Source organism: Pseudomonas sp. 7-41, assembly GCF_021233075.1.
In the GTDB taxonomy this organism is placed as follows: domain Bacteria; phylum Pseudomonadota; class Gammaproteobacteria; order Pseudomonadales; family Pseudomonadaceae; genus Aquipseudomonas; species Aquipseudomonas veronii.
The window spans coordinates 403,855-421,217 of record NZ_CP089551.1 but is presented as its reverse complement, the minus strand read 5'-3'; the positions used below and the strand labels follow the sequence as shown (position 1 = coordinate 421,217).

The 17,363-nt window shown below is 57.4% G+C and carries 12 protein-coding genes; 4 read left to right on the top strand and 8 right to left on the bottom strand.

Annotated features, from left to right (window positions below; genetic code table 11):
* The first annotated feature begins 27 nt into the window (after positions 1-27).
* From LQ249_RS01835 to LQ249_RS01825, 3 genes are all read left to right on the top strand, one after another.
* Entirely contained in the window at positions 28-639 is a 612-nt protein-coding gene (locus tag LQ249_RS01835) for a hypothetical protein (protein ID WP_046385095.1), read from the top strand.
* A 16-nt stretch (positions 640-655) separates the two neighbouring features.
* Complete coding sequence (locus LQ249_RS01830; RefSeq protein WP_046385096.1) at positions 656-1,243, top strand: hypothetical protein; 588 nt, start codon at positions 656-658, stop codon at positions 1,241-1,243.
* Positions 1,244-1,796: 553 nt separating this feature from the next.
* Positions 1,797-2,054: a hypothetical protein gene (locus LQ249_RS01825; RefSeq protein ID WP_046385097.1), complete on the top strand. Its 258-nt coding sequence runs from the start codon at positions 1,797-1,799 to the stop codon at positions 2,052-2,054.
* A 170-nt stretch (positions 2,055-2,224) separates the two neighbouring features.
* Here the strand turns inward: LQ249_RS01825 and LQ249_RS01820 are convergent, their stop codons facing one another.
* The 3 genes from LQ249_RS01820 to LQ249_RS01810 all read right to left on the bottom strand — a co-directional run bounded on the left by LQ249_RS01820 (position 2,225) and on the right by LQ249_RS01810 (position 4,295).
* On the bottom strand, positions 2,225-2,446 hold the full coding sequence (locus LQ249_RS01820) for a hypothetical protein (protein WP_128192263.1): 222 nt from the start codon (positions 2,444-2,446) through the stop codon (positions 2,225-2,227).
* Between the two features lie 101 nt (positions 2,447-2,547).
* Positions 2,548-2,994, bottom strand: coding sequence for a pentapeptide repeat-containing protein (locus LQ249_RS01815; RefSeq protein ID WP_227778761.1), 447 nt, complete (start codon positions 2,992-2,994; stop codon positions 2,548-2,550).
* 29 nt (positions 2,995-3,023) lie between these two features.
* Positions 3,024-4,295, bottom strand: a complete 1,272-nt coding sequence (locus LQ249_RS01810) for a DUF637 domain-containing protein (RefSeq protein WP_057006051.1) — start codon at positions 4,293-4,295, stop codon at positions 3,024-3,026.
* 254 nt (positions 4,296-4,549) lie between these two features.
* Between LQ249_RS01810 and LQ249_RS01805 the strand changes: the two genes are divergently transcribed.
* Complete coding sequence (locus LQ249_RS01805; RefSeq protein ID WP_057006050.1) at positions 4,550-4,804, top strand: hypothetical protein; 255 nt, start codon at positions 4,550-4,552, stop codon at positions 4,802-4,804.
* A 147-nt stretch (positions 4,805-4,951) separates the two neighbouring features.
* On the opposite strand, the gene LQ249_RS01800 is transcribed toward LQ249_RS01805, so the two are convergent.
* From LQ249_RS01800 to pgaC, 5 genes are all read right to left on the bottom strand, one after another.
* Complete coding sequence (locus tag LQ249_RS01800; protein ID WP_079442594.1) at positions 4,952-5,617, bottom strand: hypothetical protein; 666 nt, start codon at positions 5,615-5,617, stop codon at positions 4,952-4,954.
* Positions 5,618-6,280: 663 nt separating this feature from the next.
* Positions 6,281-13,351: a two-partner secretion domain-containing protein gene (locus tag LQ249_RS01795; RefSeq protein ID WP_232566138.1), complete on the bottom strand. Its 7,071-nt coding sequence runs from the start codon at positions 13,349-13,351 to the stop codon at positions 6,281-6,283.
* A 31-nt stretch (positions 13,352-13,382) separates the two neighbouring features.
* Positions 13,383-15,104: a ShlB/FhaC/HecB family hemolysin secretion/activation protein gene (locus tag LQ249_RS01790; protein WP_046385104.1), complete on the bottom strand. Its 1,722-nt coding sequence runs from the start codon at positions 15,102-15,104 to the stop codon at positions 13,383-13,385.
* A 432-nt stretch (positions 15,105-15,536) separates the two neighbouring features.
* Positions 15,537-16,019 (bottom strand): poly-beta-1,6-N-acetyl-D-glucosamine biosynthesis protein PgaD, encoded by a 483-nt coding sequence (gene pgaD, locus LQ249_RS01785; protein ID WP_046385105.1) that lies wholly within the window; start codon positions 16,017-16,019, stop codon positions 15,537-15,539.
* Positions 16,016-17,362 carry a poly-beta-1,6-N-acetyl-D-glucosamine synthase gene (pgaC, locus tag LQ249_RS01780; protein WP_046385106.1) on the bottom strand — a complete coding sequence of 449 codons (1,347 nt, stop codon included), beginning with the start codon at positions 17,360-17,362 and terminating at the stop codon, positions 16,016-16,018. The genes pgaD and pgaC overlap by 4 nt, the downstream gene beginning before the upstream one ends.
* Position 17,363: the final 1 nt, after the last annotated feature.

The window sequence follows — 17,363 nt, the reverse complement described above, 5'->3', positions numbered from 1 at the left end:
TGGCTCATTTATTAATAGGGATATTGCGTGTTGAAAAACCTCTTCCGAGCAGCGACCCTGATCGCCGCCCTGTCGATGACCGGTTGTGTGTCCTACACCGTCACCGGCCCCATTGGCGCCCCGCTCCACCCTGCCGCCGTCACCAGCCCGCGCAGCGCACAAGTCGCCGATGTGACGGTGAGCGTCGCCGACGTCAACGACGCCAACAAGACCGCGATCAGCCGCTCGCTGACCGCTCAGCTCAATCAGTACGTGAGTACTGCGGGCTACTTCAAGCAGGTCACCGAATACCCCGTGCGCCTGGGCGAGCAGGACGTGTCGCTCAAGTTCAACATGACCTCCCTCAAGGGCCACCGTGGCATACACCCAGGCTATGTCCCCGGCGCCTTGCTGACGCTGACGGTCTGGATCTGGGTCAACGGCCCAATCTACGTCGACACCTTTGACGTGGCCGGCGACCTGGTGATCGTCGATCGCGATGGCAAGGAACTGGCGAGCGCCAAACACGAGGTCAAGTTCGAGCGCAACGTCGGCCTCTACGGTCGCGAATACTGGGCCCCAACCATGGGCGCCAAGCAACTGAACGAACTGGTCGCGCAACTGCTCGACACCGCTACCGCGAAGCTGGCCAAACCGTAATTTCAAGGAGCGACACATGAAAGGATTGATCAAACACAGCCTGGTCCTCGCGGCCATCTTGCTGACAGGTTGCGTGTCTTACTCGCAACACGAACTGCCGCCTGTGCAAACCTGGCCGCCGACCGCCAACGCACCGGCGCAAAAACCCACGGCGTTCGTGCGTACCACCGCGCTCCGCCAGGTCAACAGCGGCCCGGGCAACACTGCAGCCGGCGCTCCGGCGGCGTTGTGGGAAAAGGCCGTGGCGGATTCGTTTCGCCAGTCCAACCGCTTCTCGCGGGTGAGCACCGACAAGGTCGACTCGGACATCTACGCCGACGCCACCCTGTACAACAACGAACAGTTCAACATGGCCTCGGCGATCATCACTGGCGTGACGTTCTTCATCATCCCGTCCACGGCGAAGAACACCTTCACCCTGGAAACCGTGTTCAAGGACAAAGACGGCAAAGAACTCGGGCGCGTGAAAAAGAGTGAGTCGGTACGCACCTGGATGCACCTGGTGCTGATCGTGGGCATCCCGTTCCAGGCGGACACGCGGGAAGTGGTGGAGGCGTTGACGCGCAGCACGCTGGATGAGGCGGTGCAGCGCAAGTTGTTCTGAGGTCAAAAGTCGCTGTGAGGGCAGGCCAGCCCTCACGCTGCTCAGTGAAAAAACACAACGCTCGAAAAGCGACCTGTGGCGCGGGAGCTTGTTCCCTCGCCACAGGTACAGTGTTTGCCCTTGACCCGGCGGCGTTCTGGCTTGGAACGCGTAACGCGCCTTGAGCATTACCCCATCCACTCATGTCATTTGAAAACGCTGCAATCCATGCAACCCGACCGGGTGGGGCGTTTGAGGGCTGCGGGGCTTGAGGGAGTGGCGGGGTGCTATACCTTGCGTGGTTTTGGGCAGGGGGCTTATAGTCCGGCCGTCGCCCAACCGGGCGATCGGATTTGGCGATCCGTAAACGAGTGCAAAAGCGTTCTGCGTTTTTTTGCAGGCATTTTGCACCCGCAGAGTCGCTGTTATGGCGGCTGTGCGTGGGAGGCCTTCGGGTCTGCCGGTTACTCGTTTCCGGTTCGCCAACCTGCGTACAGCTGCCACCTAATTCGTTTGGCGACGATTAGGTGGTAGATCTCATACCCTCTAAACGAGACTTCAAATGAATCGATACATGCCCCTAACCGGTCACGATAGCACCGTACCCGCCCTGCTCATCGACACTCAGGCACCCCTCGACGTCCTCCACGACGCCGCCGTGTACCGGATTCGAGCCGTCACCCAACTGCTGGAAAACCTAGCCTTTCGCGAACAGCTCAGCAGCGATGCCGTGGTGCTGCAAGACTTTGCCCATCTACTGGCGATTCCGCTGCGCGATGGGTGTGATTTGTTGGATGTGATCAGCCGCAGGCTCAATGCCGATCCAACCTGAATAAAATCGGGCGGCCTTAGTGCCGCCCCGGTTTGTGCAGATAATCAACTCTAGGCCCCACCATTAAAGAGAAATAGGGGTCAGACCACCATTATAAGACTAAGAAAAAACAGCCTTCGGACGACATACCACTCCTCGGAGAACTCTCTTTTTAAAGGACTGAACAATAGTCACAAAAACTCCATAAATGCAAAACGTGGTCTGACCCCTATTTCCCCAACCGAAATCTTGCGATCAACTAAAACTTCACCATCCACACCATCGAATTTAACCAACCTTATTGATCCATCCGGCATTGTTCTTTCTAGCGCAGGAGCTTGGCCAGATTGGGTTGCAGGATTGGAGCGAGCACCGGTTGCTGAGTCATTGTAATCACGGGCACGCGAACTCATACCTGCATTCTCATCAACCCACTTGACCTTAGTTGACGCAAGATCATCTACCTTTCCAGCAGCGCCACCAGTAGCTTTTGCACCGAATAGAGAGACTAAAATTAAATTTTGGTCGCACCAAACATTATAGGATCAAAACCTTCAGGCCAAACTGTCCCTTCATTATATATAGCACCAGAAAAAGAAGCGTTTTCTATTCTTTTAACGTCAAAATTAACATCGCATAAATTAGCTCTTACGAAACTAGCGCCAAAAACATCCGCATTTTTCAGACCAGACGATGAAAGATCGGCCTCGGTAAAGTCAGCCCCAACTGCTATAACACTTGAAAGATCCGCCCGTTTCATCTGTACGCCAACCAGTGTCGCATTCATAAGAGCGGCACCATGCATTACCGCCCCATTCAATATAGAGTGATTAAAAGATGCATTTCTCAAATTCGAATTTGTAAAATTTGCTCCAGAAACATCAAAATTATCAAAAATTGCACGATGAAGCTCCAACCCACTAAATATAGAATTAGCTAGACTATCCAAAGGCAAGTCCATAGTCTCACCTGTCTCAAAGTAAATAGTTATCATCTATTCCCCCAATCTACCGGATCAATTTTTACATCTGATACAGGTTTGGTTTGTCCAGCTTTGCTCGGTGACAATGTTCCTGGAGCCACCTCTGGACTTCGCCCTAATATTTTCGCAGCGATATAACGATGATTCCCATCAACAATTATATTTCCATCCATTTTAATTGGAGGAGCGACATCACCCTTAAGAAGACGATCAACGTATCTCTGAACCGCAGGTAATGAAACAAAATTTTGACCGCTAATAGCAGGATCACCTTGTAATGCTTTTTGAATGATCTCTGGCGTTACATCGGACCCTTTAGAAACCAAAGGTCCCTGAACTGTCGCTTTTGCACCCTGCGGTACATCAGGACCCACAGCTTCACCCTGACTACCCTTCCCTTTCCCTGCTCCAGAGCGCGAGGGTAATGTTACTCCAACTCCAGCCTTGATAGCCTCCGCCCCGAGCTTAACCAACACCCCACCGCCAGCAGAGCTGATATCTGCAGCAATTTTGCTGGAAGCGTCTAGGTTGCTCCCTATCACAAAACCTACAGCAGAAGCAGCACCACCCTGTCCCTGGGACCTAAGTTTACCTACCAGATCGACGAGTTTCTGATCATCGTTCGCCAACGAGATAGCAATACCCCTGCAGCGTTGCGGATCGCGCGCGCAGAGCGCATCCAATTCGTCATTTCTCTGCTGATCAAGGGCCGCATACCGCTCCCTAACCGCCCTTTTCTCTTGTTCCGTACTTTTGCTGTCAACCTCCCGAAGCATCTCCTCGACTTCTTTGTGGTAAAGGTAGTTAAACGTCGTCGCCTTCTGAGCAATCTGAGAGCCTTTCTCTAAATCACCATCAACCGCCGCCGCTGCTAACAACCCAGTCAGTTGTGAAAGCATCAAAGTGATGTCTTTATTGCCTTGGGCGGCCCAAGTTAATTGATTGATGAGCGCTTCATTCAACCCAGCCGCCGCAGCCCCGGTTTTGAAATCACTGCCGGTCGCTTCCGCCAGCAATCCGCCCATCAATGCATGAGCAATGATCTTTTGAGGGCTTCCATTCGGGAAGGTGACGTAGTCACCCACCCAATTAAAACCGGTAGCCATCGCAACGTTGCCAGCCTCTCCCAGCAAGGCAGCATTGAAATTGTCGCCGAAACTTCCGCCCTGGATGGCCGTAGAAATCCCGCTAGAGATTACCGCCCGACCTCCAGTGCGCAGGGCGATATCACCCGCTGACGTCCAGGTGAAAATATCTTTGGAGGAGTTAGTAACCGCCAAGGTTGAGCCCGCACTCGGGTTAACACCTTGGACGGTGCTAGTACTTGCACCTGCTTTGTCGGCACCAGCGAACCAATTAGAGAAATAGGGGTCAGACCACCATTATAAGACTAAGAAAAAACAGCCTTCGGACGACATACCACTCCTCGGATAACTCTCTTTTTAAAGGACTGAACAATAGTCACAAAAACTCCATAAATGCAAAACGTGGTCTGACCCCTATTTCCCTATGACCCCTATTTCCCCTATTTCCCATGCCATTAACAGGCCACGACTCAACCATTCCCGCGTTGGTGATCGACACGCAAGCGCCCCTCGATGTCCTCCATGAGGCTGCCGCGTATCGTATTCGTGCGGTGACTCAGTTTTTGGAGAATCTGGCATTTCGGGAAAAGATCAGCAGTGATGCGGTTGTGTTGCATGATTTTGCGCTGCTGCTGGCTATACCGCTGCGGGATGGGTGCGATCTGCTGGATGTTATTGGACGGAAATCAAACTCGAAGATCTAAAGCAGAATCCGGGCAGTTAAACCATAACTGCCCGGCCGATATATAAAACAATTTTATTAAAGAACCATAAAAGCAGAATCTTCCCAACAACTCTACCAGGCCCAGTCAAAACAGCCCTACACCGACCATTTTGACCCAAAAAAACAATCAAATCACCAAGCTTTTTAGTCGATCACCCGCACTGAGGAGCTCGTCGGCAGATAGCGGATTATAACTAATCACAATCAAAACTCCATCTTCAAACTCACGCACTTCTTCTACATAATCACATATTAAATCAACAAGTTCACGAGGTCCCTTTCCAAAAGCACGAAAACACAATTCCTTATCGAAATAATTCGCTGCATTTATACGAAAAACACCATCCCTACCATTGACGTCTTTCTTTGTAGCTTCACAAGCTTCTACCACTAAAGGCCAATCGCTTCTCGTAACACTCCAATCATGCAAAGCCGAGCGATAGGAACCAAACGCCTTAATATATCTAGGAAAAACAACTTTCAACAAATCTGAATAGTCGACTTTTGAAGCTGTAAATTCAATAAATAGAGTATCATCAAACTGCGCATCATCTTCCAGATACTTCTGATCTCGCAGGGCGTATGAAATACGACCTTTAACGCCGACTGGAAGTAGCTTATCTAATGACGCCGAGGTCACCAACTCGCTTCCAATAGGGGGAACTTTAAGGGAATCGCTCAAACCCCATGGAACGCCCAAATCGCTTACAGCTCTCAAAAAATTATTATGCCTATCTTCGATAGACTCTGAAAAATTAGGTCTATGTCGAAATTCAAGCTTATATTTAGTCATTAAGGTGCCACCCTTACAGAAATATTTCTGATATTTTGCTCAACAAGGATATCTGTTGCCCTATGAGAAATAGGGGTCAGACCACCATTATAAGACTAAGAAAAAACAGCCTTCGGACGACATACCACTCCTCGGAGAACTCTCTTTTTAAAGGACTGAACAATAGTCACAAAAACTCCATAAATGCAAAACGTGGTCTGACCCCTACCTATTTCTGTAAAACGAAGGCCAAAACCTTACCCCAAGCTGATGCAGGCACGAGGAGCGGCAAGGGCCGAGGTACGCAAGAATGGGCATCCGAAGAAGGTTAAGTAAGTGCCATTCTGGTCTGCCCCCTATTTCCACTAGTATATATAGCAATTTTCATCACTGCTTCCCTCGGGCCGCCACGCTCTAATGATACCCTCCTCGGAAACCAACACAGAGTAATGGCAATCCCTGATCCACGTAATGTAAATCCGTTTATTTTTTCCTTCAGCAACAACACGATCAAACACGCGATTTTTATTCACCGGGGACCATAGCGACCCGCCACAATCTCGTTGACAAATGGAGTGATTATGCGAATCCAATGTTGTTCCCACCCAAGCATCCTTACTGTTCTTCCATCCAGAGTAAGAAGGTGCACACCCTGTGATTAAAAAGGCGAATAATACAAAGAGACTAATTCTGCGCACGTTTTTTCTCCGCTTCGATTTGAGGCCGATATTTGTCATAGATCGCACCATAGTTAACAAATAGCGCCGGGGGCATACTTCCAATATTTTCAAGAAACGACATTTCATCTCCCTTGTACGTTTCCAAATCACTCATCCATGTGTCATGCAAGGTCGCGAAAGAATTAAATCCAGGAACTTGATTTAACCCATTACTAATTGGAGTGCCATGACAAATAGAAAATATGCCACAGCCTTCGGTTAGATTGAGACCGATATTTTTACCATCTCTGTCTACCCCGTTGTAGACTCCACGAGGAACAAATCCATCAGGTAACACCTCGTATTCAGGCCCCTTCACTCTGTCGACTCCCGGTCGTGTATCCGGACCGCGCCCAGCGGAATATTGATAAATTTCAGTCAACGCTCCAGTGCCCGCGATCGTCAGCCAAGAGCTTTTATCTTTGCCGCTCAGCACGCCTTTCAACGCCGTATTCGCGGTATAGGCTTTAACCCGCTCCGCGTAACTCACCGTTTTATAGTTGCCCTCAGACGTCAACTCTCTGCCCCAACCGTCGGTGAAGGCTGCGCCAAAGCCGGCGATTACCGCACCCGTGGCATACCCTTTCAGAGCGTCTTGGCTCGTCACGTCCTTAAGCACCAGGCCAATGTTGCCTTTGTTGTTGATAGTGCTCGCCGCTGCGGTACCCGCCATGGAAGAAAGCGCGGTGGTGATCATCATGTTCCCCCATCCTGCCGCCGCAGTCCCAACTGCAGTACCTGCCGTCACCATCGCGGAACTGCCCGCTGCCGCCATCGCAGTGCCTGAGCCCGCACCAGCCCCTGCCGCAGCTCCTAACGCGCCACTCGCAGCGCCCGCAGTCAAGGCGGTGACCACAATGATGATTGCCAACATTGCGCCCTGGCCAAGGCTGGAGTGACTATATTTAAAGGAGTCATGCATCTCCTGCACTTTTCTCCAATCCACATCTCCGCGCTTTTCTGCCTCTTTGAGCCAAGCCAATTGGGGGTCAGCTTTGACCATCACATCAATGGTCTGGGATATAGACTGTTGGTCGATATGCTTGATATCAATCTTCAAGCCATCAGCCGCCTGGATAGCAAATTTGCCCTGCGCGGCGATTTCAGTCTGACGCAGCAGCTCGTCAGTATTGCCCTTGCCTTTGGCGCTGGTCCAGGCTAAGTCGCTTTTACTCTTTTCGTGACTCTCCTGATGCAAGTCCTTGACCGCCTCGAACGTCACCGAGCCACCGCTGAGAATCGTGATGTCCTTATCTCCGGTGAGTTTGGCATGCTGATACAACTGGTCACCGCCACTCACCAAGGCGATGTCGCCGCCCGCATTGATTTCGGTGCCGACGTGCGTGACTCGTGTCTCTTCGTCCCGGCGGGTTTCCTTACTGCCCCAGCCGCTGTTTTTCTTCATGTCGTACAAGGTATACGAGCTATTTTGCGCTGCCAGTAATCCGAGGCGTCGGTCGCTATACAGATAAGCCTCATTCCCCGCGCTGATCTTGCTCGCCACGATCGTGGTGTCACGCCCCGCCTGGCTGACAAAATCCCCACCCGCCGTCAGCACGCTCGCCACTTGGGTGGTCTGGTCATCCGAGGTTTTGATGCGCTTCTTGCCGTGCTTCTCCTTGCCTTCGACGTTGTGCACATCGCTGACCGACGCCACGTTGAAGTCACGCCCGGCGTCGATGTTGAAGTCTTTGCCGGCGGTGGCATTACTGCCGATGATGTTGACGTCCTGCCCGGCTTTCATGTTGAGGTTGCCGCCCGCCGTGACGCTGGCGGCGAGGTTTTTGACGTCGGTGGTGATGCTGGATTTTTGCCCGCCGTCGCTGAAGGCGTGTTTCACGCTGGTGTCGCTGACGGGCAGGATGCTGATGTCGCGGCCGGCGGTTAAGGTGACGTCGGTGCCACCTGCCAGGGCGCCTCGGGTGATGAGGTCGCGCCCGGCGTTCATGGCCAGGTTTTCGCGGGCGACGATGAGGCTGGTGCCATTGTCGGTGAGGGTGCGCATGCCCGCGCCGTCACGCACCTGGATGGCGGTGTTGTCGTTGGTGATGTCGCCTCTGACCGCCGCCATGCTCACTTGCTTGCCGCGAATTTCGCCGGCCATGGCGTTGCGGATGCTGTCCTGGGCCAGCAGGCTCAGGTTGTTGCCGGCTTCGATCAGGCCGCCGTTGTAGAGACTGCCGCCGGCGGCGGCGGAGAGGTTGTTGCTGGCGCGCAGGGTGCCGACGTTGATCAGGTCACCGCCAGTGAACAGGTTGAGGTCACGGCCCTGGATCAGGCTGTTGCCGCGTACGTTGCGCGAGTCGGCCTGGGCCAGGTAGAGCACCGGCACGAGGACGGTCTGGCCGTCGATGACGCGGTTTTCCATCCACACGATGTCGTGGGTCAGGGCGCCGACTTGCTGGCCGGTGAGGGACACGCCGAGGCTCAGGCGCAGGGCGTCCTTGCTGGCCAGGGCGTTGTCCATCAGGTAGCGGAACTGGTCGGCGTCGCTGGTCAGGCCGCCGGCGAGGAAGCGTTGGCCGGTTTGCGCGAGCACCGCGTCGCGGATCAGGCGGCTTTCGTATTGGCCATCACCGAGGCGGCGCCAGGCGTTGTCGCTGGTGAAGCCGAGTTTGCCGAGCATGTAGTCGGAGCTGAAGAAGCCGGTGAGGCTGGCAAATTCCGGGTTGGTTTCGATCAGATAGTGGCTGGTGGGGTCGGCGTTTTTGACGAACAGGCCGTACTCGCCCTTGGGCAACTGGAAGTTGGGCGCGGTGGTGGGGTCGACCGGGGCGAAGGCCACGCCGGTGTAGTCAACGGGTACGAAACCGCCACCCGCTGCAGGGGTAACCACCGGCAGTACGCTGCCAGGCGCCTGGGCGCCGGGGTTGTTGGCGTGTTGGCTCAGGTTGATGTTGATGCCACCGACCGGGACACCGGTCTGGTCATCGCCGAGGGTGCCGGTCAGTTGCGCCAGGGTGTTTTCGTGCAGCGTGCCGTTTTGCGTTTTTCGGGTGACTTTGGAAAGGTCGACCGTACCACCGGCCTGAAGCGTGGCGTCGTACTCATGGCCGGCGTTGGGGGTCCAGGTGGTGACGTCGCTTAAGTGGGCGAAAGGCAAGCTATTGGGTGAGCGGTTTTTCAGTTCTTCGAAGCGCGCCTTATCGAAATGCCCAGCCGCCGTGGCCGCATTGAAAGCGGGAACATCGACATATTGCATGCTTTCAAACAAATCGTCGGAAATGCGACCTGGCGTGCTAACAACAATCTTGCGCTGCCCTGTGCGCGTGGCGGCGCCCTGGTTGAGCAAGTCACCGGCGGTGATACTCAGGTCGCCATTGGCAGCCATCAGGCTGTAGCGGTTCTGCACATTGTCGCCTTGCAGCAGCATGTTTTTGCCAGCCACCAGGCGCGCCGCCACCGAATCTTTGGTCGCCGCCTCAAGGTACGTCTCGTAGATGGTGATCAGGCCTTTTTCCCAGTTGTCTTTCTCGCCGCAGTGCTGGCCACAGATCCAACTCAAGCTGCCTGTGGTAAGCGTCTGCCCGAGTTCGAACGCATCTTTGGCGTTTTCGATAAAGCCTGCATTGATACCGATCGAGCCTTCGCTTTCCACGGTGCCGGAGCGGTTGCTGAACAGCACGGCACGCCCGCCATCCTGTGCGGCGAAGCTCAAGTTGCCTTTGCTGTAGACATCGCCATAGAGGTTGCTGAAACCATTGCTGCGCAAGGTCATATCGCCGCCGCTGAACAACAGCGAATCGGCAGCGTTGGTGATGCCATTCACGGCGGTCAGGTTCACCGCGCCCTGGGCGCCCAAGGTGCCACGGTTATTGATCTGCGCCGCCGCGATATCCAGTTGCTGACGTGCGGTGAGGAAACCGAGGCTGTCGAGGGTGCCGGTCAGGCTCAGACGGGTGTCGGTGCCGGCCAGACGGCCGCCGTTCTGGCTCAGGTTATTGGCTGTAACGGTGAGCGTTTGCAGGGCCGATACGCGGCCGCTGTTGGTCATGTCGCCGGTGGTGATGCTCAGGTCACCGTCGCTCAGCAGTTCGCCGCCGTTATCCAGGCTGGCCACGTCGATGACCAGGCCCTTGCCGCTGGCCATGCGGTCACCGGCTTTCAGCGCCAGCGCCTGGCTGCTTTTATAGGTGATGACTTCGTTGAGTTGCACACGGCCCAGACCATCGACCTTGCCGAATGCCCAGTCGGCTGTGCCCATGCCGTTGATGTTGCCCTGGCTGCCGGTGAGGCTGGCGGTGTGGACGCGCATCAGGCCGCTGCCGGCGTGCTGCAATTGGCCGGACTGGTTGTTCAGGCTGGCGGCGTCGAGGCTGAAGCCCTGGCTGCCAAACTCCAGAATGCCATTCTGGTTATTGACTGCGCCGCTGACGTTGATGCTGCTGGTGATCCCTTTCAAGGTGCGCAGTTGACCATCCGCGCTGTTGTCGAGGTTGCCGCCACCGACGGTCAGGCCCTGGTTGGCCTCAATCAGGCCGCCCCGGTTGGTCAGGGTGTCGCGTGACGTGAGGTTGAGCTGATTGCCGCTGAGCTGGCCGCCCGCACTGTTGTCGAGGGTGGCGCCGCTGATGGTCACCTGCTCTTTGCCGAACAGCTTGCCGCCGCGGTTGGCCAGGGCTTCAACGGTCAGTTGCAGATTGCCGATCAGGCTCGCCATCAGGCCGTCGCTGCCGTTGTCGACCGAGTCGGCGGTGACGGTCAGGGTATCGCCCTGCACGGTGCCGCCCTGGTTGTCCAGGCTGCCGGTGGTCAATTCGGTGAGGGCGCCGCCGCTGAGGATCAGGCCTTTGCGGTTGCTCAGCTCTTGGCCGCTGTAGTTCAGGCCGAGGTTGCCGGCCAGCAGTTGGCCGTTATCGTTGTTCAGATGCTGCGCGGTGATGTCCAGGCGCTTGCCACGCAGCAGGCCGCCGCTGTTGTTGAGGGTGGTGAGCTGTTTGACCAGCACGCTGCGTTCGCCAGCGTCAATCGCGCCACCGGTGTTGGTCAGCAGGTCGCTGATGTTGAGCGTCACGTCACCGGCATCGCTGATCAACGAGCCTTTACTGCTGTTGTTGAGGGTCCCGGCGGTCACATCGACGGCGTTGCCCAGCACGGTGCCGGCGCGGTTGTCGATGTCACCGGCGGCGAGCAACAGTTGCTTGCCGACGATCACGCCGCTCTGGTTATCCAGGCTCGCGGCATGCAGTTCAATATCGCCCTTGCCTGCCTGCAAACGGCCCTGTGCGTTATTGAGCTGTTGCGCAGTCACGAGGGTAAGCTTGCCGGTGTCGGCGCTCAGCACGCCATTGGCGTTACTGCTGAGGCTGCCGGCGTTGAGGTTCAGATCCGTGCTGGCCTGGGCAAACCCCTGGCTGTTGTTGAAGGCATTGGTGACGTTGAGGGTGAGCGCGCCGGCGTCGGCCTGGATCAGGCCCTTGAGGCTGTTATCCAGGTCAGTGGCGTTCACGGTGGTGGCGCCGGCGACCACTACGCCGTTCTGGTTGTTGAGGCTGCCCGCATTCACGGTCAGATTGTTGGCGATGATTTGTCCGCCGTTGTTGTTGAGGTCGGCACTGGTGAGCACCAAGCTGCCGCCGGCCATTTCGATGCGGCCCTGGCGGTTATCCAGCGAGGCGCTGTTGAGACTTGCGGCCTGGCCGTCACCAAAACGAATCAGGCCGCCGAGGTTGACGATGGCCGGCGAGTTGAGCGCCAGGCTTTGTTCGCCAAACAGGCGTGCCGTAGCGCCCTGGTTGGTCAATTTGGCGCTGCTGACGTCGACGGTTTTGGCCTGGATGATCGCACCCTGGTTGGTCAACGCCTGCGCGGCGGTAATCGCCAGGTTGCGGCTGGCCAGAAGGTTGCCGGTGGTGGTGACGGTTTGCGCGTTAATCACCAGGTCGCCGGTGGTATTGCGGGTGTTGTCGGCGGCGACGCCGGCTTCGATGATGCCGGGATTGTTGACCGTGGCCGCATTGATGTCGATGCGTTGGCCGGCGGCCACACTCTTCTGGTTGACCAGGGCCTGGGCGCTGGTCACTTGCACGTTGCCGGCGGCGTAGACCTTGTCGGTGAGGTCGACGTTCTGCGCCGTGACCTTGACGTTACCGGTGGCCTGGGTTTGCGCCATGCTCAAATGGCCATTGGCATCAAGCTGAATATCCCCACCACTGGCCGCCAACGTACCGTCGAGCTTCACACCCACGCCGGCTTCGGTGCCGACCAGTTTGATCGCGCCGGCGTACATGCCGCCCAAGGCGCTGGAGTCGATTGCCAGCTCAGGCTTGGCACTGCCGTCATCGGCGCGTGCGGTGGCGTTCAACGTTTGTGCATCCACGTCATTGCGACCGGCAATCACGGTGAGTTGGCGCGCGTTGATTTGCGCGTTGATCTTGGCCGAGCGGGTGATGATTTCGAAGCGGTCGACGTTGCTCGCGTTCAGGCCCTGGCCGTCAATGGTCACCGCGCCGCCGTCGACCTGGTAGCTTTTCAGTTGACCGGTCGGATCGATGACGGGTTTGCCGGTGGTCAGGGTGGCGTTGGGGGTGTTGATGAAGCCGCAGCCGTTGCAACTGATGCCGTAGGGGTTGGCGACGATGACTTTGGCCGACTGCCCCGCTACTTCGGTGTAGCCGCGCAACTGGCTGGGGTTGCCGCCGTTGACTTCGTTGAGGATGACGCTGGCCGCGCCGCCCTTGAGGTTGGGGTTGCCGACGATGTAGCCGCCCAGCTGGGTGTTGGTCACCGCGCCGCTGGCGTTGTTGAGGATCACGCCGTTGGGGCCGACGTTGTAGTCCTTGAACTGGTTGTGCGACAGGCCACTGCCGTTCGGTGTGGCGATGTTCACCACCGGCACGCCATTGCCCGCGGCGCCGACGGTGGTGCCGGGCGCGCTGACCACGATGCCCTCGGCCTGGGCCAGCAGCGGCTGCCAGAACAGCGCGTTGGCGAGGATCAATGCCAGCCCGCGCTTGGGCAGGCCGAAGAACGCGTCGCGCGGCTTCATGGCGGCAGAAGGTTGGCGGGCCAGGAAGGCAAATTGGCGAACATCCATTTTCAAATTCTCGATGTAACGGGGCGTTGAATTACAGGAAGAAATCCATGCGGAAGTAGATCGGCGCTTCGCGCTCGCTCATCACTGCCGGGCGTTCCAAAGAATGGGCAAACGTCACACTGGTGCTGACGTGTTTGCCCCGGGCGAACAGCTCCAGGGAGTTGCTCGAGACCCGACCGTGTACGTCGTCGTTGTAGCGACCGTGGCTGATCACTCCTTGGTCGTAGCCGACGCTGGCGCCGTATTCGGCAAAGGCCGGGCGCAGCCAATCGAGCGTCACCGGGCGCGCCCAGCGCACGTCGTTGCGCCAGTAGCCGCCGCTGTCGCCGCTCAGTTGCTGGTCTTTGAAGCCGCGCACCGAGGCCGAGCCGCCGAGGCTGATGCGCTGTGGACTGAACAGGATGTCTTCACTGCGTTGGCCGGTGGCCAGGCTGGAAAAACTGAACGACTCGCCCCACAGCGTGAACGGCTGCAGGAAGCTGGCGGTGGCGGTGTATTTGCGATAGCGCGCGTTGGGCTGCCGATTGCCAGCGTCATCACGCTCGTCCTGGGCCTGGGCATCGAGCAAGCCGATGCCGTTCTGCATGCCCAGGTCAACGTTGACGAACCCGCTGCCGATGCGACGCCCGTGGTTGAAGCCCAGTTGCAATTCGCTGAGGCGGTTGCTGCTCGAGGCGGTACGGGTATCGAGGATGTAGTTGTTGGTGCGCAGGTGCGCCACGCCGACGTTCAGCGATGTCTTGCTCACATCGTCACGATGGACCACCCGCTCGGCGCGCAACTGGTGATTCTGGTTGTCGCCGTTCTGCTTGAATTTGTAGTCGTTGGTCACGCCAAAGGTGCGGTAGTCGCTCTCGTTGTAGGTGTAACTGAAGTTCCACCAGCCCCACGGCACGTTGTAGTAGAGCATGCTGTTTTTCGAGGTTTTCTGGTGGTCGCTGACAGCATCGTGGCCGCCGCGCAGCACCAGTTGGTCGGCCAGGCCGAGCGGGCTGTCCCACTCCAGGCCGGCGCCCCATTGCTGTTCGCCGGTGCTTTTCTGCCCGTCGTTGTTGCGCGACAGGCTGGCGCGCCAGGGCTTTTGCGGGGTGTTCTTGACCACGACGTCACTGCCGCCTACCTGGGTGCCGGGGGTCAGTTCCATTTGCGCCTGCTTGGAGGGCAGGCGGTTGAGCTGGTCCACCAGTTGCTCGACTTCGCGCAGGTTGAGCGCCTCGCCGACCTTGCCGGGAAAGGCCATGGCCAGCTCGCGATCGGTCACGCTGCTGCCTTGGGCGCCTTTGAGTCCTTCGAGTTTGCCTTCAACCACCAGCACCTGGAGGTGGCCGCTGGAAAGGTCTTGTTGCGGCAAGTAGGCGCGGCTGGTGACCCGGCCTTTGTCGATGTAGTAATCGGTGATGACCTTGAGCAGTTCATTGAGCTGCGACACGCCCAGGCACTGGCCGACATAGGGTTTGAGCAGGCGCTCGCGGTCGGTGGCGGGCAGGCTGTCGGCGCCTTTGAGCGTGATGTCCCGGATCGGGAAGCAACGGCTGTCGGCGGGCGTGGCCGGGGCCTGGGGCTTGGCTTCTTTGCCGGGCAGGTCCTTGAGCTCGTCGAGGCGCCGGCGCTGCTCGTCGAGCAGGCGGTTCTGGCGGTCGCGGATCAGGTCCTGATCGCCCGGCGTGGGGGCGGCCGTGGCGCTGTTCAGGCTTAACCAGGCGAGCAGCAAAGTACACAGAAGATACCGAGTCCGTGGCAATAACAAAGACATGTTCGATCCGTCGAAAATCAAGGCGCGGCAAACTAACATCGAACTTCGGCTGACCCAAGGAACTGGATTAGTTGCACGAAAGTTCTAGATAGTTCTGCAACACACTGATTTATAACCATAAAAATAATCAAAACAGATAAGCAAGCGCTCACCGGAAGTATTATTCCGACAAACGGCAACTATTTTGATGTTGATTCAGCGAATAACTTATTAATTGCCACTACTTGGCCATCAAGTTATTGCCGAGTTAGGTTAGTACCGGGAAAGACGGAAAAGTTCGCAGGAGTTTTGTGAACCAGGGCTCATTTATCGAGATTGCAGGGCAAACCGATTGGCGACGAGCGGCAAACCTGATGCTGCAGAACCGCTGGAGGCGCTGTAGAGCCTTGCCGGGGCTCCACAGCGACCACAAAGAGCGGCGTGGTCTGGCCTTCAGCCGATGTCCTTGCCTTTTTCCTGGCCGGGCACCAGGGTCAGCGGCGGGCGTTCCACGTCGCGGGAGACATGCGACTTCACGTCCTCGACGCCGCCGTGCTCGTCGTTGTGGATGACCAGCACACCCGGCCTGCGCAGTTGCTCCAGGGCCCCCTCGTCCAGCTTGAAGCTCTCACTGAGGTTCTTATCACTGAGCGCATTGGCCTCGGCGCGGCGCTGGGCGAACTTGCGTCCCTTGCGTTGCTGGTAACGCGCCCAACTGATCAGGATCACAGCGTTGAACAGGGCGATCCACAGGTAGATCTGCAGGGTGTTGAGCGCCGCGAAAATCGGCGCTTCCAGGCGCGGGCCGCCATGGCTGTCCAGCATCGACGTAATGCCGCGCACCAACAACCAAATCAGCCCGGCCCAGGCCAGCAGGGTCAACACCACATCGATAACCCACATCACCGGGTTTTGACGAGTTCTCACCAGTTTCATGATCTCGCGTCCTTATTGACAGGTTTGATACCGCGATCCGGGCTGACCCAGCGCGCACGCTTCTGATGCTGCTTGAACAACACCTTGGGAAAACTGACCAATGTGGTGAACAAGCTGACCAGCCAGAACACCATCGGGTACCACACGGTCCAGAACAGGGTTTTCCACAGGTCTTTTTCGTAGCGCCGGTCGATCAGGATGCTCACGGCAAACTGCACCAGGCACACCATCGCCAGCACCAGCCCGGTAAAGGCCGGAGGCACCAGGGAGTCCACCGCGATCGCCGGGGGCAGCACGATGAACTTACCCACGGCCCAGAAGATCACCGACAACAGGAAGGTGAAGGCCCAGCCGGTGGACAGGCAGTATTCGAACAGCAGCGGCCACAGGTAACGATGCCGCCATTGCCAGATGCCACGGATGTTCTTGAACAGCACTTCGGCGCCACCCTGGGCCCAGCGCAGGCGCTGTTTCCACAGGCCGCCGACGGTTTCGGGCATGAGAATCCAGCACAGGCCGCGCGGCTCGTAGAAGATGCTCCAGTGATCGAGTTGCAGCTTCCAACTGATATCGATGTCTTCGGTGATCATGTCGGTGCTCCAGTAGTCGACGCGGTCGAGCGCCTTTTTACGGAACGCCACCACCACACCGGAGACCGTGAAGATCCGCCCGAACACACGCTGGGTGCGCTTGATCAAGCCGATGATCGAGGAGAACTCGCCGACCTGCACGCGGCCGATCAAGGTCGAGCGCGTGCGGATGCGCGGGTTGCCGGTGACGGCGCCCAGGCGCGGGTTGTCGAGCATCGGCGCCACCAGGTAGGCCGCCGCGTTTTTGTCGAGCAGCGCATCGCCGTCGATGCACACCAGGTACTCGCTGCGCGCCGCCACGGCGCCCATGCGCAAGGCCACGGCCTTGCCCTGGTTCTGCGCCAGGTGCAGCACCCGCAGGCGCGGATGCTCCAAGGCCAAGGCATCGAGCACCGCTGCCGTGTTGTCCTTGGAGCCATCGTTGACGGCGATCACTTCAATGTTCGGGTACACCTGGCCCAGCGCCGCATGAATGGTCTCGGCGGCGTTATCGCCTTCGTTGTAGCAAGGGATGATGATCGAGATCAGCGGGTTGCCGGCCAGGGTCGGCGCCGGCGTGTCTTCTTCCCACGGCCAGTGGCGCTCCCAGTGCAGCCAGAAGTACAGGCCGCCGGCGATCCACAGCGCCGACATGAACAGCGGGTAGAAGAACACGAAGTCCATCAGGAATTGCCCGGTGATCAGGAAGATCAAGCCCAGGGGCACGCCCAATACCAACGCCAGTACGAATAAAGCCAGGATTCTATCGAACATG

Bases quoted from the DNA above. Each gene is read 5' to 3' on its own strand.
- LQ249_RS01830 (WP_046385096.1), top strand. From the start codon at position 656: ATGAAAGGATTGATCAAACACAGCCTGGTCCTCGCGGCCATCTTGCTG.
- LQ249_RS01825 (WP_046385097.1), top strand. From the start codon at position 1,797: ATGCCCCTAACCGGTCACGATAGCACCGTACCCGCCCTGCTCATCGAC.
- LQ249_RS01820 (WP_128192263.1), bottom strand. From the start codon at position 2,446: ATGAGTTCGCGTGCCCGTGATTACAATGACTCAGCAACCGGTGCTCGC.
- LQ249_RS01815 (WP_227778761.1), bottom strand. From the start codon at position 2,994: ATGGACTTGCCTTTGGATAGTCTAGCTAATTCTATATTTAGTGGGTTG.
- LQ249_RS01805 (WP_057006050.1), top strand. From the start codon at position 4,550: ATGCCATTAACAGGCCACGACTCAACCATTCCCGCGTTGGTGATCGAC.
- LQ249_RS01800 (WP_079442594.1), bottom strand. From the start codon at position 5,617: ATGACTAAATATAAGCTTGAATTTCGACATAGACCTAATTTTTCAGAG.
- LQ249_RS01795 (WP_232566138.1), bottom strand. From the start codon at position 13,351: ATGGATGTTCGCCAATTTGCCTTCCTGGCCCGCCAACCTTCTGCCGCC.
- LQ249_RS01790 (WP_046385104.1), bottom strand. From the start codon at position 15,104: ATGTCTTTGTTATTGCCACGGACTCGGTATCTTCTGTGTACTTTGCTG.
- pgaD (WP_046385105.1), bottom strand. From the start codon at position 16,019: ATGAAACTGGTGAGAACTCGTCAAAACCCGGTGATGTGGGTTATCGAT.
- pgaC (WP_046385106.1), bottom strand. From the start codon at position 17,362: ATGTTCGATAGAATCCTGGCTTTATTCGTACTGGCGTTGGTATTGGGC.